Annotated in this window: 13 protein-coding genes and 1 pseudogene; 4 read left to right on the top strand and 10 right to left on the bottom strand. The window is 72.0% G+C overall.

All coding sequences use genetic code 11. The features are described from left to right. The first annotated feature begins 113 nt into the window (after window positions 1-113). The gene (locus H0P51_RS28905; protein WP_425488992.1) at window positions 114-4,631 is read left to right on the top strand and encodes a PE family protein; all 4,518 of its coding nucleotides are present in this window, start codon (window positions 114-116) and stop codon (window positions 4,629-4,631) included. Window positions 4,632-4,891: 260 nt separating this feature from the next. On the opposite strand, the pseudogene H0P51_RS29225 reads toward H0P51_RS28905, so the two are convergent. Together H0P51_RS29225 and H0P51_RS11565 are read right to left on the bottom strand one after the other, a co-directional pair. Beyond that, window positions 4,892-5,145 (bottom strand): annotated as a pseudogene (locus H0P51_RS29225) (hypothetical protein); the annotation flags it as partial. 390 nt (window positions 5,146-5,535) lie between these two features. Continuing rightward, a complete protein-coding gene (locus tag H0P51_RS11565; protein WP_180918170.1) occupies window positions 5,536-7,965 on the bottom strand; it encodes a PE family protein in 2,430 nt (809 codons plus the stop codon). An 863-nt stretch (window positions 7,966-8,828) separates the two neighbouring features. On the opposite strand from H0P51_RS11565, the gene H0P51_RS28900 reads away from it, so the two are divergent. Next, the gene (locus H0P51_RS28900) at window positions 8,829-13,865 is read left to right on the top strand and encodes a PE family protein (RefSeq protein ID WP_180918169.1); all 5,037 of its coding nucleotides are present in this window, start codon (window positions 8,829-8,831) and stop codon (window positions 13,863-13,865) included. Here H0P51_RS28900 and H0P51_RS11555 read toward each other — a convergent pair. Continuing rightward, entirely contained in the window at window positions 13,777-14,076 is a 300-nt protein-coding gene (locus H0P51_RS11555; RefSeq protein WP_246398787.1) for a hypothetical protein, read from the bottom strand. The two genes, H0P51_RS28900 and H0P51_RS11555, sit on opposite strands and share 89 nt — an antisense overlap. Here H0P51_RS11555 and H0P51_RS29220 point away from each other — a divergent pair. After that, entirely contained in the window at window positions 13,988-14,239 is a 252-nt protein-coding gene (locus H0P51_RS29220; protein ID WP_246398968.1) for a hypothetical protein, read from the top strand. The two genes, H0P51_RS11555 and H0P51_RS29220, sit on opposite strands and share 89 nt — an antisense overlap. A gap of 3 nt (window positions 14,240-14,242) precedes the next feature. Here the strand turns inward: H0P51_RS29220 and H0P51_RS11550 are convergent, their stop codons facing one another. The 5 genes from H0P51_RS11550 to ruvC form a co-directional block, all read right to left on the bottom strand. Next, window positions 14,243-14,902 carry a hypothetical protein gene (locus H0P51_RS11550; protein ID WP_180918167.1) on the bottom strand — a complete coding sequence of 220 codons (660 nt, stop codon included), beginning with the start codon at window positions 14,900-14,902 and terminating at the stop codon, window positions 14,243-14,245. A gap of 63 nt (window positions 14,903-14,965) precedes the next feature. Then, window positions 14,966-15,352: a DUF1304 domain-containing protein gene (locus H0P51_RS11545; protein WP_180918166.1), complete on the bottom strand. Its 387-nt coding sequence runs from the start codon at window positions 15,350-15,352 to the stop codon at window positions 14,966-14,968. A gap of 8 nt (window positions 15,353-15,360) precedes the next feature. After that, window positions 15,361-16,404 carry a Holliday junction branch migration DNA helicase RuvB gene (ruvB, locus tag H0P51_RS11540; protein WP_180918165.1) on the bottom strand — a complete coding sequence of 348 codons (1,044 nt, stop codon included), beginning with the start codon at window positions 16,402-16,404 and terminating at the stop codon, window positions 15,361-15,363. Then, entirely contained in the window at window positions 16,401-16,991 is a 591-nt protein-coding gene (gene ruvA / locus H0P51_RS11535; RefSeq protein WP_180918164.1) for a Holliday junction branch migration protein RuvA, read from the bottom strand. Before ruvA ends, ruvB begins: the two co-directional genes overlap by 4 nt. Further along, window positions 16,988-17,542 carry a crossover junction endodeoxyribonuclease RuvC gene (ruvC, locus tag H0P51_RS11530; protein ID WP_180918163.1) on the bottom strand — a complete coding sequence of 185 codons (555 nt, stop codon included), beginning with the start codon at window positions 17,540-17,542 and terminating at the stop codon, window positions 16,988-16,990. The genes ruvA and ruvC overlap by 4 nt, the downstream gene beginning before the upstream one ends. Before the next feature lie 101 nt (window positions 17,543-17,643). On the opposite strand from ruvC, the gene H0P51_RS11525 reads away from it, so the two are divergent. Continuing rightward, on the top strand, window positions 17,644-18,138 hold the full coding sequence (locus tag H0P51_RS11525; RefSeq protein WP_180918162.1) for a DUF2617 family protein: 495 nt from the start codon (window positions 17,644-17,646) through the stop codon (window positions 18,136-18,138). A 7-nt stretch (window positions 18,139-18,145) separates the two neighbouring features. On the opposite strand, the gene H0P51_RS11520 is transcribed toward H0P51_RS11525, so the two are convergent. Further along, window positions 18,146-18,901: a YebC/PmpR family DNA-binding transcriptional regulator gene (locus tag H0P51_RS11520; RefSeq protein ID WP_180918161.1), complete on the bottom strand. Its 756-nt coding sequence runs from the start codon at window positions 18,899-18,901 to the stop codon at window positions 18,146-18,148. Beyond that, window positions 18,898-19,548 carry a TetR/AcrR family transcriptional regulator gene (locus H0P51_RS11515; protein WP_246398568.1) on the bottom strand — a complete coding sequence of 217 codons (651 nt, stop codon included), beginning with the start codon at window positions 19,546-19,548 and terminating at the stop codon, window positions 18,898-18,900. Before H0P51_RS11515 ends, H0P51_RS11520 begins: the two co-directional genes overlap by 4 nt. Window positions 19,549-19,610 lie beyond the last annotated feature (62 nt).

Here is a 19,610-nt window from a genome sequence, read left to right as displayed (position 1 = left end):
AACAGGCAGGGTCCGCGATTGCTTCCATCTCTCCGATTCAGCTGAAGTCCTGGTTCGTCGCGTGTACTCTTCTCTGCATTCGTGAATTCACCAATTTCCTTGGGAGGCCCGAATTGTCTTTTGTGGTTGCTGCTCCGGAGGGTGTTGCGGTGGCGGCGGGTGATTTGCGGGGGTTGGGTGAGGTGTTGCGGGCGGCGGCGTTGCAGGCTGGGCCGGCGACGGTGGGGATCGTGCCGTTGGCTGGTGATGAGGTGTCGGCGGCGGTGGCGCGGTTGTTCGGCGGGTTGGGTCAGGAGTATCAGGCCGTCAGTGTGCAGGTGGGGCTTTTTCATGACCAGTTTGTGCGCGCGTTGAGTGGTGGTGGGGTTGCGTATGCGGCTGCTGAGGCCGCTAATGCCTCGCCGTTGCAGTTCCTGGAGCAAAGTGTGTTGGGGTTGGTTAACGCCCCTACCAACACGTTGTTGGGACGGCCGCTGATCGGTGACGGGGCCAACGGGGCCGCGGGTACGGGTCAGGCCGGTGGTGATGGCGGGATTTTGTGGGGCAATGGCGGTGCCGGGGGGTCCGGTGCCGTGGGGCAATCCGGTGGGCGTGGCGGTGATGCCGGGTTGTGGGGCAATGGCGGTGCCGGCGGAATGGGTGGAACCGGTAGCCCCGGGGGTGTCGGGGGAACCGGTGGCGCCGGGGGGGCCGGTGGCTGGTTGAGCGGGTTTGGTGGCGTCGGGGGCGCCGGAGGTACCGGCGGTATGGGTGTCGGCACGGTGGGCGGTGCGGGTGGGTCCGGCGGTGTCGGCGGCGCGGGGCGGGCGTTGGTGTTCGGCGGCGGCGGCGCCGGCGGGGCTGGCGGCACCGGCGGCGAGGGCGCCATGGGTGCGGCGGGGACCGCGGGCGCCGGTCCGATCGGCGGTCAGGGCGGTCTCGGGTTCGACGGCGGTACCGGCGGGGCTGGTGGGGCCGGGGGGTCCGCGTATGGGCTGTTCAGTTCCGGTGGGGCAGGCGGTGTCGGTGGCACCGGTGGGGCCGGGGGTCAGGGTGGTCACGGCGGTACCGGGGTGGGTTTCCAGGCCGACGGCGGTAACGGCGGCACGGGCGGTAACGGTGGTGGCGCGGGGGTGGGTGGGGCCGGTGGGACCGGCGGGTTCTTCGGGACCGGCGGGCATGCCGGTGGTGCGGGCATCGGTGGTGCCGGCGGTAACGGTGGTACCGGCGGCCAAGGCGACGCCGGCGGGAACGGCGCGTCGAGTATCGCGCCCACCGGCGGTGGACACGGTTGGCAGGGCGGTGACGGCGGCCAGGGCGGTAACGGCGGCAAAGGTATCGGTGGGGTCGGCGGTGGCGCCGGGGGCACCGGCGGTCACGGCGGCGCCGGCGGTAACGGCGGTAACGGTGGCACCAACACCGGGACCACCACTACCGGGGCGACCGGGGGCGGTAAAGGCGCCGATGGCGGCAACGGCGGTACCGGTGGCGGCGCCGGCGCGGGCGGCACCGGAGTCGACGGCGGCGCCGCCGGCAGTATCGGCACCGGCGGGGCCGGCGGACACGGCGGTAACGGTGGCGGCGGGGCCACCGGCGCTACCGGCGCCAACGACCCCACCACCCCGGGGGCCGGCGCCCACGGCGGCAACGGCGGCAACGGCGGCGCGGGCGGTCAATCCGGGGCCGGCATCAACGGCACCGGCGGCGGACAAGCCGGCACCGGCGGCAACGGCGGCGCCGGCGGTAACGGCGGCAACGGCGGCACCAACACCGGCACCACCACCACCGCGCTCACCGGGGGCGGTAAAGGCGCCGACGGCGGCACCGGCGGCAACGGTGGCGGCGCCGGCGCCGCCGGCACCCAAATCGACGGCGGCACCGCCGGCAACAACGGCACCGGCGGCAACGGTGGCCACGGCGGCAACGGCGGTAACGGAGCCACCGGCGCTACCGGCGCCAACGACCCCACCACCCCCGGGGCCGGCGCCCACGGCGGCAACGGCGGCAACGGCGGCGCGGGCGGCCAATCCGGGGCCGGCATCAACGGCACCGGCGGCGGACAAGCCGGCACCGGCGGCAACGGCGGCGCCGGCGGTAACGGCGGCAACGGTGGCACCAACACCGGCACCACCACTACCGGGGCAACCGGGGGCGGTAAAGGCGCCGACGGCGGCCAAGGCGGCACCGGTGGCGGAGCCGGCGCCGCCGGCACCCAAATCGACGGCGGCACCGCCGGCAACAACGGCACCGGCGGCAACGGTGGCCACGGCGGCAACGGCGGTAACGGAGCCACCGGCGCTACCGGCGCCAACGACCCCACCACCCCCGGGGCCGGCGCCCACGGCGGCAACGGCGGCAACGGCGGCGCGGGCGGCCAATCCGGGGCCGGCATCAACGGCACCGGCGGCGGACAAGCCGGCACCGGCGGCAACGGCGGCGCCGGCGGCAACGGCGGCAACGGTGGCACCAACACCGGCACCACCACTACCGGGGCAACCGGGGGCGGTAAAGGCGCCGACGGCGGCCAAGGCGGCACCGGTGGCGGAGCCGGCGCCGCCGGCACCCAAATCGACGGCGGCACCGCCGGCAACAACGGCACCGGCGGCAACGGCGGACACGGCGGCAACGGCGGTAACGGAGCCACCGGCGCCACCGCCAAGTCGGGCACCTCACCGACCCTGGGTAACCAAGGCGGCCAAGGCGGCACCGGCGGCCAAGGCGGCACCGGCGGCGCCGGCATCCACGGCAGCGGCGGCGGCAACGGCGGCAACGGCGGCCAAGGCGGCACCGGCGGCCAAGGCAGCGACGGGGGCAACAACACTGCCACCGCCGGCGGTGCGGGCGCCGCGGGCGGTAAAGGCGGCACCGGCGGAACGGCCGGGGCCGCCGGAACCGGCACCGACGGCGGCCACGCCGGCAGCATCGGCACCGGCGGCCAAGGCGGCAACGGCGGCAACGGCGGCAACGGGGGAACCGGCGCCACGGCTAAATCCGGTATTGCGCCCACCGCCGGCGGTAACGGCGGCCAGGGTGGGACTGGCGGCGCCGGTGGTGACGGCGGGGCCGGTATTAGCGGTTCCGGGGGCGGCAACGGCGGCAACGGCGGCAACGGCGGCAAGGGCGGCGCCGGTGTGGATGGCGGCAACAACACCGGCAACACCGGAGGTTCAGGCGCCAAAGGCGGCGACGGCGGCGACGGCGGCGGCGCCGGAGCGGCGGGCGTTGGAATGGACGGCGGCACCAAGGGCCACATCGGTACCGGCGGCGCCGGCGGTCACGGCGGCAACGGCGGCAACGGCGGCACCGGCACCACCGGCAGCGACGGCACCATCCCCGAAGACGGCGGCACGGGCGGCAACGGCGGCAACGGCGGCAAAGGCGGCAACGGGGGCGCCGGCATCAACGGCACCGGCGGTGGACAAGCCGGTGCCGGCGGCAACGGCGGCCAAGGCGGCAACGGCGGAAACGGCGGCAACAACACCGGCACCACCGCAGGCACAGGCGCCAAAGGCGGCAAAGGCGGCACCGGGGGCGACGCCGGCGCCGCCGGCACCGAAACCGGTGGCGGCACCGGAATCTACGCCAACGGCATCGCCGGCAACGGCGGCCAAGGCGGCAACGGCGGCAACGGTGCCGCGGGCACTACCGGCACCAACAGCACCACACCCACAGCTGGCGGCAACGGCGGCACCGGCGGCAACGGCGGCACTGGCGGCGACGGCGGCGCCGGCATCAACGGCTTCGGCGGCGGCGCGGGCGGCGGCGGCGGCACCGGCGGCGGCGGGGGCCAAGGCGGCCAGGGCGGCACCAACACCGGACCCGACGGCACCACCAGCGCCAACGGCGGCCAAGGCGGCCGCGGCGGCACCGGCGGCGACGGCGGCATCCCGGGCGCCGGCAACACCACCGGCGGCAACGGCGGGAATGGCGGCAACGGCGGGAATGGCGGCACCGGCGGTATCAACACCTCGGGCACCGCGACGGCACTCGGCTACGCCGGCGGCGGCGGGGGCGGCGGCGCCGGCGGCGGCGGCGGCAACGCCGGCAGCAACACCGCCTCCGGCGGCAACGGCGGCAACGGCGGCAACGGCGGCAACGGCGGAACGGCAGTCAGCGGGAGCACCGACACAATCGCCGGCGGCGGAGCCGGTGGTGGCGGCGGCGGGGGCGGCAACCACACCGGCGCCACCGGCGGCAATGGCGGCGGCGGAGGCGGCGGAGGCGGCGGAGCCGCAGCCGGCGGCGGCAGTTCTGTTGGCGTTGGCGCCTTCGGGGGCGGCGGAGGCGGAGGCGGCGCTGCCGGCGGCACCGGCGGTGTCGCCGGAACCGGAGGCACCGCCGGTGCAGCGAACTTGGTGAGCGCCGGCGCGCTGGGCGGTAGCGGCGGCGTGGGTGCCACCGGCGGAGGTGGTGGCGGCGGAGGCGGCGGTAGCGCAGCGATCAACAGAGGTATCCCGCCCTCGCCCACCGCACTGGCAGGCTTTGCCGGGCTCTCCGGTGAGTTCGGGGGCGAGGGCGGACTCGGCGCCTTCAGCAATGCCTTCGGTCTTCATGGAGGCATCGGCGGCACCGACACCGGCGCAGGAGGCCAAGGGGGCCAGGGATACTTCGCCAACCCGGACACGCGGGGCGGTGCCGGCCAATCTGGCTGACGCCGGCAAAAGCAATTCGGTCACCGCGCCCGCTATTCGCAGTTTGCTACGAAACTAGAATTCGCTCTTGATTTGTGGAAGCTACCGGGGCGACTTGCACCGCGAAAAGGCAAGCCAATACGGGCCAGCGAATACGATGTCGTGATTTGAGTGTTGTGTGCCCGCGGAGCCCTCGGTCGTGTCGTAGGAAGGCCCTGTCGGGCGAGTTGCCAGCACAGTGAGCGACGCGCTCGGATTCGTCGGCATTAATAGGCACGAGGCCCACCCACCGCGGTAGCCGTACCGGGCAGCACTTCCAACCACCCGCGCGCGGCGGTCCACACTTGTCGCGGCATGTAAGCAAACTCGAAGTTCGGGCCGAGAAGAAGTTCGGGCCGAGAAACGGGATCAGTGCTCCCCAGGCACCCAGGATAACTAGCAGCAATCCGGTCAATGCGCCTTGGTGGTTGTTGTCTAGCTGTCCGTCGCTGGTACCACGCGAGGGACCAGATTCGGCATGAACATTGGCACGCATACGAAACTTGGTGGTGGGCCGCGTCCAAGTCACCGGGGACCCTACTGACCCGTTTCCGGCGGGGGTGGTCTTCGAGGTCTGTAGCCAGTAGTACTCGGCCGGTTTCCAAGATGTGCGCGTTGAAGGTGATGCGGCCGACGATCACCCCAGGTGGGGCCGAAATTAGCGACGACAACGGGCCGAACTGGGCCAGATCAGGTGACCACACTCACATTTCGGTGGTGGACGCGCCCAGCGTCGCCCGTACGTGCGGACTCCCTAATACGAACAGCTATCCTCCGACGCCGGTGCGGTGGTGCGCGCTGAGGCGCGCACCACATACCGGCCGACCTACCGCACGCCGCCCAAATCGTGTGCCCGGTTCGACATCGGTCGCTGACCGGGCTCAAACTACGATATGCCGTCGTGCCCGGCGGTGCCGAAGAATCCTCCGCCACCACCGGCTCCACCAGGTCCGTCGTTTGCCGGCGTCGCACTGTCGCCGCCGTTGCCGCCGTTGCCGCCGCCCCCGAGGAGGACCCCGTCACCACCGGCGCCGCCCCGACCTCCGGTCGATCCGCCGTACCCGCCGACGCCGCCGGCACCACCGATCCCGAGTAGCTGACCGCCCTTGCCGCCAGCACCGCCGGTGCCGCCGGTGCTGGCCGCCGTGGTACCAAGCCCGGCTCCGCCCATGCCGCCGGCACCGCCGAAGCCGAACAATCCGGCATTACCGCCGGCACCGCCCTGACCCGCCGAGACCACGGACGGCCCCCCTGGAAACCCATCGCTGAAGCCGCCGGCCCCTCCGCTACCGCCCGAACCAAACAGAAGGCCAGCGTTTCCGCCGCGTCCGCCCATTCCCCCGGCACCGTAAGCGGTATCCCCACCGGCGCCGCCGGAGCCGCCGGTCCCCCCGAGTAGGCCGGCTACGCCGCCGTCACCCCCTGCACCAGCGGAATAGGACCCAAAAGCGCCAATTCCGCCGTTGCCGCCGCCCGCGCCAACCAAGCCTGCGAGCAGGCCACCAGCACCGCCGGCGCCACCGGCTCCCCCGACAGCCTGCCCACCGTAGCCGGCACCGCCGCCGCCCCCCGCACCCCCGGCGCCCAACAGCCCTCCCGCTCCGCCGACGCCTCCGGCTCCGCCGACCAAATTGGAGTCCTTGGAAAACCCGCCCGCTCCACCGGAGCCTCCGTCACCGAACAACCACCCGCCGGTGCCGCCGGCACCGCCGTTCCCTCCGGCTCCGCCGTTCATGGAACCGCCGAACCCACCAGCTCCGCCCGTCCCGAACAGCCCCGCTGCCCCGCCGGCCCCCCCGGCTTGGCCCGGCGCGCCGGCGCCACCGGCACCGCCGTCACCAAGCAGGATCCCCCCCGCCGCGCCGGCGTGCCCTGAACCCGCTACACCGGGCAGCCCGTTGCCGATCAGCGGACGACCAAGCAGCGTCTCAGCGGGCGCGTTGATCGCCCCCATAACCTGCTGCTGCAGGATGTGTACCGGCGAGGTGCTGATCGGTGCGTTGTAGCCGTCGACGCCGACGAGCATCCCGCTGGTGCCGCCAACACCAGCAGAACCTAAGGAACTCGCTCCGCCGTTGCCGCCATTACCTATCAATACGGCCGTTCCGCCGGCACCGCCCAGCCCAAAACCGGTAGCGCCGTAGCCGCCAGCGCCGCCGGCGCCGCCGTTGCCGAACAGCACGCCGCCGAACCCGCCTTCCCCGCCCGTACCTCCGATGCCGTACAACCCGAACCCGCCAATTCCCCCGGCTCCGCCGTTGCCTATCAGCAAAGCGCGGCCGCCGGCACCGCCGACTCCGGCGGGGTAGCTGGCTCCGCTCCCGTTGCCACCGGCGCCACCGACGCCGCCGTTGCCGAGTAACCAGCTCGAGGTACCGCCGTCGCCCCCTTGGCCACCGCTGTTTGCGCCCCATCCGCCGCTGCCCCCGGCACCGCCGGACCCGAACAGCAAGCCGCCGTTGCCGCCGGTCCCACCGCTGCCGGCGTTCCCGACAAACGCTGCGCCGCCCGCGCCGCCGCTTCCGCCGGAGCCCCAGAACAATCCGCCGTTGCCGCCGGTCCCGCCGGTACCCCCGTTAGCGATGAAGTTGTTGAGGCCTGCCTGAGCGCCAGCACCCCCGGCACCCCCGGCACCCCCATAACCGAACAAGCCCGAGCCACCGCCCATACCGCCGGTACCGCCGCTACCGTTGCCGCCCAACGCACTGCCGCCGACTCCACCCGCACCGCCATCGCCCCACAACCACCCACCAGCTCCGCCGTTGCCGCCGGCGCCGCCGGTCCCGCCGGCCCAGTTGCCGCCGGCACCGCCTGCGCCGCCGGTCCCGATGAATCCGGCCGCGCCGCCGTTGCCGCCGGTCTGACCCGGCGCCCCCGACCCGCCGGAGCCACCGTTGCCGAGTAACCATCCGCCGGCGCCACCGTTTGCGCCGGTCCCGGGTGCACCATTGGCACCATTGCCGATCAGGGGACGGCCGGTGAGCGTGATGATGGGGGCGTTGATCACGTCGAGCACTGTCTGCAATGGCGAGGCGTTGGCTGCTTCGGCGCCCGAATACGCGGCCGCACCCGAAGTCAATGCCAGCACAAAGCGGTCGTGTAAGGCACGCGCCTGTGCGCTAGCGAATTGAAACTCGCTGCCGTGCAAGGCGAATAGCGACGCGATGGCGGACGACACCTCGTCTGCGGCCGCGACCGGAATGTTGAGTGTCCGCGCGGCCACCGCCAGGTTGGCTTCACTGAGCGAATTCGCGAGGTTGCTTAGATCAGCGGCTGCTGAACTCAGCGCATCCGAGGACATGACCACAAAAGACATGAAAGTCGCCTCCTGGCGATCGACATTTCCGACTATGCGACGTCACCAGCGGGACGATCTGCGCCCCGGAGCACCATCAGGCGGTAGCCCGATGGTTCCCGGTGCTCCCCGAATGACCTGAGCGATCTACCCGGGACCGCGCAGCGAAGGTTATCGTGCCTGGCGCAGATCTGCGGCATTTTGATTAATTGAGTGCGTCTTCAATGAGTTAGCCTGCGGCGGGCATGGGCGTGTCGCGCGTTGGAGCAGGAGCAAAGACTCGCCTGTCGTAACAGATGGCGCGAAAATCGAAGTACAACACAGCAGCATACTGACCATCACGCGCCTACGGAGATTCGTCCTGTCGGCTATTTGTGGATAGACAAGCAGCGAAACATGATTTCAGTTTTGATTTGTGGCGGCTGCCCGGATGGCACGCGCCCGCCAATAGCGGCGCCAATGCCCACCGGCCGACGCTTAGCAGGGTGGCGGATCCCTGTCCCGGCCAGCGGATAGAACGTCGTGATCTCAGTGTTGTGTCCACTTGGGATGTCCGCGGTGGTTGTCGTGGGAAGGCCCCGGCCGCCGGTTGCAACAGACTCTTTCTTGCAGGCTGTCGAGCAACCGCTTTGTAGCTGCAGTCGGGCGAGTTCCCAGCCCATTGAGCGACACTCGGATTCGTCGGCATGGAGGCACGAGGCGGCGCAGCTGTGCATCAGCAAATAACGGGTTCAATTACCCAAGCCGCTGGGTGGCGTCACCGGACGCGGCGAGTTTTAGAATTGCATTCAACTGCATCGAACTGACTGAAATTCCCTTCTCCCGCGAGTAGCGTTCTCTGCGCATTCGTAGATCAATCGATCCCGTCAGCTGGGAGGCCCGAATTGTCTTTTGTGGTTGCTGCTCCGGAGGGTGTTGCGGTGGCGGCGGGTGATTTGCGGGGGTTGGGTGAGGTGTTGCGGGCGGCGGCGTTGCAGGCTGGGCCGGCGACGGTGGGGATCGTGCCGTTGGCTGGTGATGAGGTGTCGGCGGCGGTGGCGCGGTTGTTCGGCGGGTTGGGTCAGGAGTATCAGGCCGTCAGTGTGCAGGTGGGGCTTTTTCATGACCAGTTTGTGCGCGCGTTGAGTGGTGGTGGGGCTGCGTATGCGGCTGCTGAGGCCGCTAATGCCTCGCCGTTGCAGTTCCTGGAGCAAAGTGTGTTGGGGTTGGTTAACGCCCCTACCAACACGTTGTTGGGACGGCCGCTGATCGGTGACGGGGCCAACGGGGCCGCGGGTACGGGTCAGGCCGGTGGTGATGGCGGGATTTTGTGGGGCAATGGCGGTGCCGGGGGGTCCGGTGCCGTGGGGCAATCCGGTGGGCGTGGCGGTGATGCCGGGTTGTGGGGCAATGGCGGTGCCGGCGGAATGGGTGGAACCGGTAGCCCCGGGGGTGTCGGGGGAACCGGTGGCGCCGGGGGGGCCGGTGGCTGGTTGAGCGGGTTTGGTGGCGTCGGGGGCGCCGGAGGTACCGGCGGTATGGGTGTCGGCACGGTGGGCGGTGCGGGTGGGTCCGGCGGTGTCGGCGGCGCGGGGCGGGCGTTGGTGTTCGGCGGCGGCGGCGCCGGCGGGGCTGGCGGCACCGGCGGCGAGGGCGCCATGGGTGCGGCGGGGACCGCGGGCGCCGGTCCGATCGGCGGTCAGGGCGGTCTCGGGTTCGACGGCGGTACCGGCGGGGCTGGTGGGGCCGGGGGGTCCGCGTATGGGCTGTTCAGTTCCGGTGGGGCAGGCGGTGTCGGTGGCACCGGTGGGGCCGGGGGTCAGGGTGGTCACGGCGGTACCGGGGTGGGTTTCCAGGCCGACGGCGGTAACGGCGGCACGGGCGGTAACGGTGGTGGCGCGGGGGTGGGTGGGGCCGGTGGGACCGGCGGGTTCTTCGGGACCGGCGGGCATGCCGGTGGTGCGGGCATCGGTGGTGCCGGCGGTAACGGTGGTACCGGCGGCCAAGGCGACGCCGGCGGGAACGGCGCGTCGAGTATCGCGCCCACCGGCGGTGGACACGGTTGGCAGGGCGGTGACGGCGGCCAGGGCGGTAACGGCGGCAAAGGTATCGGTGGGGTCGGCGGTGGCGCCGGGGGCACCGGCGGTCACGGCGGTAACGGCGGTAACGGCGGTAATGGTGGCACCAACACCGGCACCATCACCGGCGGCGGCCAGGGCAACTCCGGCCCCTCCACCCCTCCCACCGACGGTAAGGGCGCCGATGGCGGCACCGGCGGTACCGGTGGCGGCGCCGGCGCGGGCGGCACCGGAGTCGACGGCGGCGCCGCCGGCAGTATCGGCACCGGCGGGGCCGGTGGCCACGGCGGCAACGGCGGCGGCGGGGCCACCGGCGCTACCGGCGCCAACGACCCCATCACCCCCGGGGCCGGCGCCCACGGCGGCCAAGGCGGCAACGGCGGCGCGGGCGGTCAATCCGGGGCCGGCATCAACGGGCTCGGCGGCGGACAAGCCGGCACCGGCGGCAACGGCGGCACCGGCGGTAACGGCGGTAATGGTGGCACCAACACCGGCACCATCACCGGCGGCGGCCAGGGCAACTCCGGCCCCTCCACCCCTCCCACCGACGGTAAAGGCGCCGACGGCGGCACCGGCGGCACCGGTGGCGGCGCCGGCGCCGCAGGCACCCAAATCGACGGCGGCGCCGCCGGCAACAACGGCACCGGCGGGGCCGGTGGCCACGGCGGCAACGGCGGCGGCGGGGCCACCGGCGCTACCGGCGCCAACGACCCCACCACCCCCGGGGCCGGCGCCCACGGCGGCAACGGCGGCAACGGCGGCGCGGGCGGTCAATCCGGGGCCGGCATCAACGGGCTCGGCGGCGGACAAGCCGGCACCGGCGGCAACGGCGGCACCGGCGGCAACGGCGGTAATGGTGGCACCAACACCGGCACCATCACCGGCGGCGGCCAGGGCAACTCCGGCCCCTCCACCCCTCCCACCGACGGTAAAGGCGCCGACGGCGGCACCGGCGGTACCGGTGGCGGCGCCGGCGCCGCCGGCACCCAAATCGACGGCGGCGCCGCCGGCAACAACGGCACCGGCGGCAACGGTGGCCACGGCGGCAACGGCGGTAACGGAGCCACCGGCGCTACCGGCGCCGACGACCCCACCACCCCCGGGGCCGGCGCCCACGGCGGCCAAGGCGGCAACGGCGGCACCGGCGGTCAATCCGGGGCCGGCATCAACGGGCTCGGCGGCGGACACGCCGGCACCGGCGGCAACGGCGGCAACGGCGGCACCGGCGGCACCGGCGGCACCAACACCGGCACCACCACTACCGGGGCGACCGGGGGCGGTAAAGGCGCCGATGGCGGCACCGGCGGCACCGGTGGCGGCGCCGGCGCCGCCGGCACCCAAATCGACGGCGGCGCCGCCGGCAGTATCGGCACCGGCGGGGCCGGCGGACACGGCGGTAACGGTGGCGGCGGGGCCACCGGCGCTACCGGCGCCAACGACCCCACCACCCCCGGGGCCGGCGCCCACGGCGGCCAAGGCGGCAACGGCGGCACCGGCGGTCAATCCGGGGCCGGCATCAACGGGCTCGGCGGCGGACAAGCCGGCACCGGCGGCAACGGCGGCCAAGGCGGCAACGGCGGTAACGGTGGCACCAACACCGGCACCACCACCACCGCGCTCACCGGGGGCGGCAAAGGCGCCGACGGCGGCCAAGGCGGCACCGGTGGCGGCGCCGGCGCCGCCGGCACCCAAATCGACGGCGGCGCCGCCGGCAGTATCGGCACCGGCGGGGCCGGTGGCCACGGCGGCAACGGTGGCGGCGGGGCCACCGGCGCTACCGGCGCCAACGACCCCATCACCCCCGGGGCCGGCGCCCACGGCGGCCAAGGCGGCAACGGCGGCACCGGCGGTCAATCCGGGGCCGGCATCAACGGGCTCGGCGGCGGACAAGCCGGCACCGGCGGCAACGGCGGCACCGGCGGCAACGGCGGCAACGGCGGCACCAACACCGGCACCACCACCACCGCGCTCACCGGGGGCGGCAAAGGCGCCGACGGCGGCACCGGCGGCACCGGTGGCGGCGCCGGCGCCGCCGGCACCCAAATCGACGGCGGCACCGCCGGCAACAACGGCACCGGCGGCAACGGCGGACACGGCGGCAACGGCGGTAACGGAGCCACCGGCGCCACCGGCGCCAACGACCCCACCACCCCCGGGGCCGGCGCCCACGGCGGCCAAGGCGGCAACGGCGGCACCGGCGGTCAATCCGGGGCCGGCATCAACGGCACCGGCGGCGGACAAGCCGGCACCGGCGGCAACGGCGGCCAAGGCGGCAACGGCGGCAACGGCGGCACCAACACCGGCACCACCACCACCGCGCTCACCGGGGGCGGCAAAGGCGCCGACGGCGGCACCGGCGGCACCGGTGGCGGCGCCGGCGCCGCCGGCACCCAAATCGACGGCGGCGCCGCCGGTGGCATCGGCACCGGCGGCAACGGTGGCCACGGCGGTAACGGCGGCCAGGGCGCCACCGGCGCCGGCGGCACCAGCAGCGCCACACCCGGCGACGGCGCCCAAGGCGGCCAAGGCGGCGACGGCGGCGCGGGCGGTCAATCCGGGGCCGGCATCAACGGTACCGGCGGCGGACAAGCCGGCACCGGCGGCAACGGCGGCAACGGCGGCCAAGGAGGCAACGGCGGCGACAACACCGGCACCACCGCGGGCACGGGCGGCAAGGGCGGCAAAGGCGGCACCGGGGGTGGCGCCGGCGCCGCTGGTGTCACTGTCGACAGTGGCGGCGGCAACGTCGGCCCCCTCCAGGGCGCTATCGGTAAAGGCGGCACCGGTGGGACCGGCGGCAACGGCGGCAACGGCGCCGTCGGCACCGCCGGTATCACCGGCACCACACCCACCGTCGGCGGCAACGGCGGCAACGGCGGCCAAGGCGGCACCGGCGGCGACGGGGGGGCTGGCATCGGCGGCTTGGCTGGCGTTCAGGGCGGCGGTGCCGGCGGTAACGGCGGCCAAGGTGGCAACGGAGGCGGCGGCGGCAACGGCGGCCAGAACACCGGCCTCAACGGCACTACCAGCGCCACAGGCGGTAACGGCGGTAACGGAGGGGCTGGAGGTGCTGGTGGGGCTCCCGGCGCCGGCAATACGCTAGGTGGCCAAGGCGGCAACGGCGGCAACGGCGGCAACGCTGGCTTCGGCGGATCCAACACCTCGGGCACCACCACCACCCTCGGTTCCGCCGGCGGCGGAGGAGGCGGCGGCGCCGGCGGCAACGGCGGTAACGGCGGCGGCGGCGGCGCGGCCGGCGGCAACGGCGGCAACGGCGGCAACGGCGGCAGCGGCGGACTGGCCAGCTCGAATTCGTCAGGTGTGGCCTTCGCGGAGGGCGGCGGCGGAGGCGGCGGCGGCGGCGGCGGCACGGCCTCCGGCGAACTCGGCGGCACCGGCGGAGGCGGCGGCGGGGGCGGCGCCGGCGCTGAAGCAGGAAACGCCGTCCTCGGTTATGGCGCCTACGGCGGCGGTGGTGGAGGCGGCGGTGCCGCCGGCGGCACCGGCGGTACCGCTGGAAACGGTGGCGCGGGCGGGCAGACCGCCGTGGGCACCGTCGGCGCTGACGGGGGACTCGGCGGGACTGGAGCCCCCGGCGGCGGCACCGCTCTTTACGCGGGAGTCGGTGGCGGAGGCGGCGGCGGCTCGATTTCGCGCGTTAGCCAGGGCACACCCACCGCGGGTCCCGGACTCCCCGGGCTCAACGGCATCAGTGGCGGAGATGGCGGACAGGGCAACGGCGGTGTGTTTGGCCTCACGGGCGGTCATGGGGGGTTTACTGCCGGCGACGGGGGCCGCGGCGGCCTTGGCTTGTACTCCGGCCCGGACATCGGGGGTAGCCGCGGCGCATCTGCATCCGCCTGAGGTCCCGCCGCGAATGCGCGACCCGCCTCCGATGGCGCAGCCAGCACCACCGCGGCAGCGACCATGGATACCCCCACCCCCGCGAAGACCCAGCGCGTTGCCCACGTGCATTTGGCTTCGCGATGACCGCGGCGATGGCGATGGCGATGGCGATGGCGATGACAGTCACAATCGCCAGGAACCGGTTGCAGAAACCCTGGTTGCAGGCCATCGGCCCTGTGGTCTCGGCCTCCTCGGCCGTGATGCCGAACGTCGCGCGGCCCGCGGCGAGATCCGGTTTAACGCCCCACGGCGCCACCAACAACCTTGGCTACGCCGGAGGCGGAGGCGGCGGCACCGGCACCGGCACCGACGGCAACAGCCAGTCCGGCTAGCCGCTACTGCGAATGACCAGCCGGCGTGCGGTGCCGCCGGAAGAGGCCGCGTCGCGATTCGTGCTCGCCGGGCGACGTGTACTGCTCGCGGGGGGTCGTCAACACGTCCGTCTGCTGCGCGTCTCGGTCAGGTTCGACCAAGCCGGTGTACTCCTGCGACGGCGCAGCCTCCACCGGCTGCGTCACGGGGCGGACATCACGCGCCAGCCGAACCGCCAGTCGGGCCACCGCGGCGCCGGCCAGGAAGGCGATCAGCACGCCCAGACCGGAGAAGTACGCGATCTGCAGCACCGCCCGCTTGCGTTCGGTCGCGGCGACCGGATCGCCGGCCGAGCCGATTCCCAGCAGCGGGGCGAACGCACCGCCGACCACAAACCAGGCGCCGCCCAGGGCGGCAAGCCAGCCGCCGAGCAGCCCGCCGGCGCGGCTCCGGGAGGCGATCAGCAGCAGCCCGCCCAGCGCGGTCGCCACGCCGGGCAGCACTTCCAGCCAGCCGCGTGCAGCCGTCCAGGACTGGCCCGGAGTGTAGGCGAAGTCGAAGTTGGGGCCAACGAACGGTATCAGCGCTCCCCAGGCGCCCAGGATGACGAGCAGCAATCCGGTCACCGCGCCACGCGAGCGCGGGATGCGTCCGCGGACAGGACGGTCCTCGATCTGTTTCATGGCATCTCCTCGATAGGTACCTGGCTGGGTACCCGCGCGTTGAGGCCTTGAAGCATCCGCCAGTCAGGACGCCAGGGCGAGTCCCAGCAGCACAATCGCGATCATCGGGAACAGTCCCTGCGTCACCGCCGCCCGCGCTTTGTCCCGCGCCGAGACAAGCAGCACCACCGCCGCCGCAGCCATCGACCCCACCCCGGCGAACACCAATGCCGAGCCGACGCTGCGCTGGCCCATCAGTGTCGCGGCGATGCCGATACCGGTCACGATTGCCAGGAACAGGTTGTAGAAGCCTTGATTGAAGGCCAGCAGCTTGGTGGTCTCGGCTTCCTCGGCCGTCGTGCCAAACGTCGCGCGGGTACGCGGCGAGGTCCAGATCAAGGACTCCATGACGAAGATATAGACGTGCAGAATCGCGGCCAGCGCGGCGAAAACCAAGGCGGCGGTGAGCATTCGGCCTCCTAGTCGAACAGTCCGGGCTGGCCGCCGCCGGCCGGCGGCGTCATGCCCAGGTGCGTCCAGGCCAGCGCCGTGGCTACCCGGCCTCGCGGCGTGCGCGCGACCATCCCGGCACGCACCAGGAAAGGTTCGCACACCTCTTCCACGGTGGCAGCCTCCTCCCCCACCGCCACCGCCAAGGTCGATACCCCCACTGGACCGCCGCCGAAGCTGCGGGTGAGCGCCAACAACACCGCGCGGTCCAGCCGGTCCAGCCCCAGCTCGTCGACGTCGTAGACCTCCAGCGCAAACTTGGCGACGTCGCGGGTGATGATTCCGTCGGCGCGGACCTCGGCGTAGTCGCGCACCCGGCGCAGCAACCGGTTGGCGATTCGCGGGGTTCCGCGGGAGCGGCGCGCGATCTCCGCGCCCGCTTCCGCACCCAGTTCGATGCCCAGGATTCCGGCAGAGCGAGCCAGCACACGCTCCAGCTCGACCGGTTCATAGAAATCCATATGCGCGGTGAAACCGAACCGATCGCGCAGCGGCCCGGTCAGTGCGCCCGACCGAGTGGTTGCGCCGACCAGCGTGAACGGCGCCACCTCCAGCGGAATCGACGTTGCGCCCGGCCCTTTGCCGACCACCACGTCCACCCGGAAGTCCTCCATCGCCAGATACAGCATCTCCTCGGCAGGCCGGGCGATGCGGTGGATCTCGTCGATAAAGAGCACGTCGTGTTCGACCAGGTTGGACAGCATCGCCGCCAAGTCGCCGGCGCGCTCCAAGGCCGGCCCCGACGTGACTCGCAGTGATGACCCCAGCTCGGTGGCGATGATCATCGCGAGTGACGTCTTGCCCAGCCCCGGCGGGCCGGACAGCAGAATGTGGTCCGGCGTGCCGCCGCGGTTCGTGGCGCCCTCGATGACCAGCTGCAGCTGTTCGCGGACCCGGGCCTGGCCGATGAACTCGCGCAGCGAGCGGGGGCGCAGGCTGCCGTCGATGTCGCCCTCACCGACCGCAAGAGCCGGCGAGACGTCGCGCTCGTCGAATTCTTCCGGATCGGTCATTTCTTACCCAGCAGCGACAGCGCTGCTCGCAGCGCCGACGATGTCGTCGTGTCGTGATCGGCGGCCAGCACCTTGTCGGTCGCCTCCTCTGCCTGCTTGGCGGCAAAGCCGAGACCGACAAGCGCCTCAACCACCGGACCCCGCACTGCGTGGCCATTCACCGCAGGTGCGGCGCCCGTGCCGGCCACCACACCGATCTTGTCGCGCAGTTCCAGGATCATCCGTTCGGCCCCGCGCTTGCCGATGCCGGGCACCCGAGTCAGCGCGGTGACGTCGCCGTCGGCCAGGGCCTGGCACAGAGCCGTCGCGTCGTGCACGGCGAGGGTCGCCATCGCCAGCCGCGGGCCCACCCCGGAAACCGATAGCAAGGTCTGGAATAGGTCGCGGGTCTCGGCGTCGCCGAATCCGTACAGCGTCATCGAATCCTCGCGCACGATCATCGCTGTAATTAGCCGCGCGTCGGTGCCGGTGCGCAATGTGGCCAGCGTCGATGGCGTCGCGTTCACCCGATACCCGACGCCGGCCGCCTCGATAACCACATGGTCGAGCGCCACCTCAAGCACCTCACCGCGCACCGAGGCGATCATCGGGCGGCCTTCAGTTTCGCCAGATATTTGTCACGCTGCAGCGCCGCCTGCGCCTGGGCCGCGGCCATCCGGGCCAGCGTCGGCGCCCGCCAGCAGTGACAGATCGCCAGCGCCAGTGCGTCCGCGGCGTCGGCTGGCGTCGGTTTGGCTTGCAGCGCAAGGATTCTGGTAACCATCGCGGTGACCTGCGCTTTGTCGGCGGCGCCGTTGCCCGTGACCGCGGCCTTGACCTCGCTGGGGGTGTGGAAGTGCACATCGATGTCGCGCTTGGCAGCCGCGAGCGCGATCACGCCGCCCGCCTGCGCGGTACCCATCACGGTCGACACGTTGTGCTGGGAGAAGACCCGCTCGATGGCCAGCACTTCCGGGCGGTGGGTGTCCAGCCAATGATCAACCGCGTCGCTGATGGCTAGCAGCCGCAAGTGCAGCGGGAGATCCGACGGGGTGCGCACCACGTCGACGTCGAGCGCGGTGATCTGACGACCACGCCCACTCTCCACCAGCGACAACCCGCACCGCGTCAACCCAGGATCGACGCCCATCACCCGCACCGCAGCTCCCCATGTCGTTTCCGAACAGCTGTTCGATAGCTTAACGGCCGGGTCCGACAACCCCGGGTAGAGACACGCGCTGATGCGTTAGGTTAGGGCCGGTGCCGCTCCATCAGCTCGCCGTCACCCCGACCGACGTCTCCGGCAGCCGATTGGCACTAGCGCTCAACCGCCCCGCCCCGCAGCCACTGGCCACCTGCCGACTCGAACATCCTAGTGGCGGCACGTTGTCACTCGGGGTGCTGGGCGCTTCGCACGTCGTCGCCGTCGAGCACGGCACCCGGCGGTTCTCCGAACAGGTGTCGTGCGCTGTCGACGGCGATCTGCCCGCGCGAACGCAAGCACCCGGATACCAGCTCACTTCTCAGATCAAGGTCCACGACGAAGCCAGCTTTCGGGGACTCGCAGGCGAGCTGCGGGCACGGTGTTCAACCGAACCCGGCTGGCTGGGCGGCGTGTTTCCCGGCGACGACGCCGCGCTGACGGTGCTGAACGCCGAAACTGACGGCGCCGGCTGGAGATGGGAGACCTGGCACCTGTACCCAACCAAATCCGGCGGGACAGTCGTGCACACCGCGAGCCGGTGGCAACCTTAACCGGCTTTTAGTCCTCGTCGAGGGCGGCCAGCACGTCGTCGGACAGGTCGACGTTGGTCCACACATTTTGCACGTCGTCGCTATCTTCGAGTGCGTCGACCAGCTTGAAGACTTTGCGGGCGCCCTCGACGTCGACCGGAACACTGACCGAAGGCTGGAAGCTGGCCTCGGCGGATTCGTAGTCGATCCCGGCCTCCTGCAATGCGGTCCGGACAGCAACCAGATCGGTTGGCTCCGAGATGATTTCGAAGCTGTCACCCAGATCGTTGACGTCTTCTGCGCCAGCCTCCAAGACAGCGGTGAGCAGGTCGTCTTCGGTAAGGCCGTTCTTCTCCAGGGTGACGACGCCCTTTCGCGTGAACAGATAGGACACCGACCCGGGATCAGCCATGTTGCCGCCGTTCCGCGTCACCGCCACACGCACCTCTCCGGCCGCGCGGTTACGGTTGTCGGTCAGGCACTCGATCAGCACCGCGACGCCGTTGGGCCCGTAGCCCTCGTACATGATGGTCTGGTAGTCGGCACCGCCGGCTTCCTCGCCCGCGCCGCGCTTGCGGGCCCGTTCGATGTTGTCATTGGGCACCGACGTCTTCTTCGCCTTCTGAATGGCGTCGTACAGTGTCGGATTACCCGCCGGGTCACCCCCGCCCGTCCGCGCGGCGACCTCGATGTTCTTGATCAGCCGGGCGAACTCCTTGCCGCGGCGGGCATCCTTGACGGCCTTCTGGTGCTTGGTGGTGGCCCACTTGGAATGGCCGCTCATCTACTGACTACCTCTTTTTCTGCATGCCGTTGGTCATCGAGTGACGAGTGTACGTGGGCCCTGACCAGCGGCAGAAACACCTCGTCGACGATGGATTCGAGCTCCCGCTCGGGAACCGGCCGCAGTGTGGCCATCAGCTGGTAACGAAACAGTTCGACGGGCACCCGCGCGATTCGTTCGCTGATCTGGCCGGGGCGTATTTCGCCGCGTGCGACGGCTTTCTCGATGACTTCCTCGAGGACGGTCTCGCGGTCGCCCTGCACATACGCAGAGAGCTCGGCGAGGTTGGTGTCGGCCTCTCGGTAGTAGCCACCGAGCCTAGTGAACACCAGCGTGGCCAGCCGATACCGGACTTCGTTGGCCCGTCGCAACAACGCAAGCATGTCGCCACGCAGGCTGCCGGTGTCGGGCGCGGCCACCACGTCGGACTTCGCCCGATGCACCAGTGCTGCCAGCATCAGGTCCTGCTTGTTCGGCCATCTCCGGTACAGCACCGCCCGGCTGGTGCCGGCGCGGTTGGCAACGGCATCAATAGTCAGGTCGTCGTAACCGCTCTCGGCCAGTTCGTCCCAGGCCGCATCGAGCAGCGCCCGTTCCAGGACCTCGCCGCGTCGGCGTTGCGGCGGCGTGCCTTGCATAAGAGACATTGCGTTTCCTAAGTATGCGCGCTAGCGTCGATTAGAGACGCTTTGTATCTTACTTGAAAGGC

The sequence above is a fragment of the Mycobacterium vicinigordonae genome, from assembly GCF_013466425.1.
Lineage (GTDB): Bacteria > Actinomycetota > Actinomycetes > Mycobacteriales > Mycobacteriaceae > Mycobacterium > Mycobacterium vicinigordonae.
Note: the sequence above shows the minus strand (reverse complement) of the source record. Positions and strands in the feature narration are given on the sequence as shown.

Bases quoted from the DNA above. Each gene is read 5' to 3' on its own strand.
- ruvA (WP_180918164.1), bottom strand. From the start codon at position 16,991: ATGATCGCCTCGGTGCGCGGTGAGGTGCTTGAGGTGGCGCTCGACCAT.
- H0P51_RS29220 (WP_246398968.1), top strand. From the start codon at position 13,988: ATGACCGCGGCGATGGCGATGGCGATGGCGATGGCGATGACAGTCACA.
- H0P51_RS11515 (WP_246398568.1), bottom strand. From the start codon at position 19,548: ATGTCTCTTATGCAAGGCACGCCGCCGCAACGCCGACGCGGCGAGGTC.
- H0P51_RS11555 (WP_246398787.1), bottom strand. From the start codon at position 14,076: ATGGCCTGCAACCAGGGTTTCTGCAACCGGTTCCTGGCGATTGTGACT.
- H0P51_RS11545 (WP_180918166.1), bottom strand. From the start codon at position 15,352: ATGCTCACCGCCGCCTTGGTTTTCGCCGCGCTGGCCGCGATTCTGCAC.
- ruvB (WP_180918165.1), bottom strand. From the start codon at position 16,404: ATGACCGATCCGGAAGAATTCGACGAGCGCGACGTCTCGCCGGCTCTT.
- H0P51_RS11550 (WP_180918167.1), bottom strand. From the start codon at position 14,902: ATGAAACAGATCGAGGACCGTCCTGTCCGCGGACGCATCCCGCGCTCG.
- H0P51_RS11565 (WP_180918170.1), bottom strand. From the start codon at position 7,965: ATGTCTTTTGTGGTCATGTCCTCGGATGCGCTGAGTTCAGCAGCCGCT.
- H0P51_RS11520 (WP_180918161.1), bottom strand. From the start codon at position 18,901: ATGAGCGGCCATTCCAAGTGGGCCACCACCAAGCACCAGAAGGCCGTC.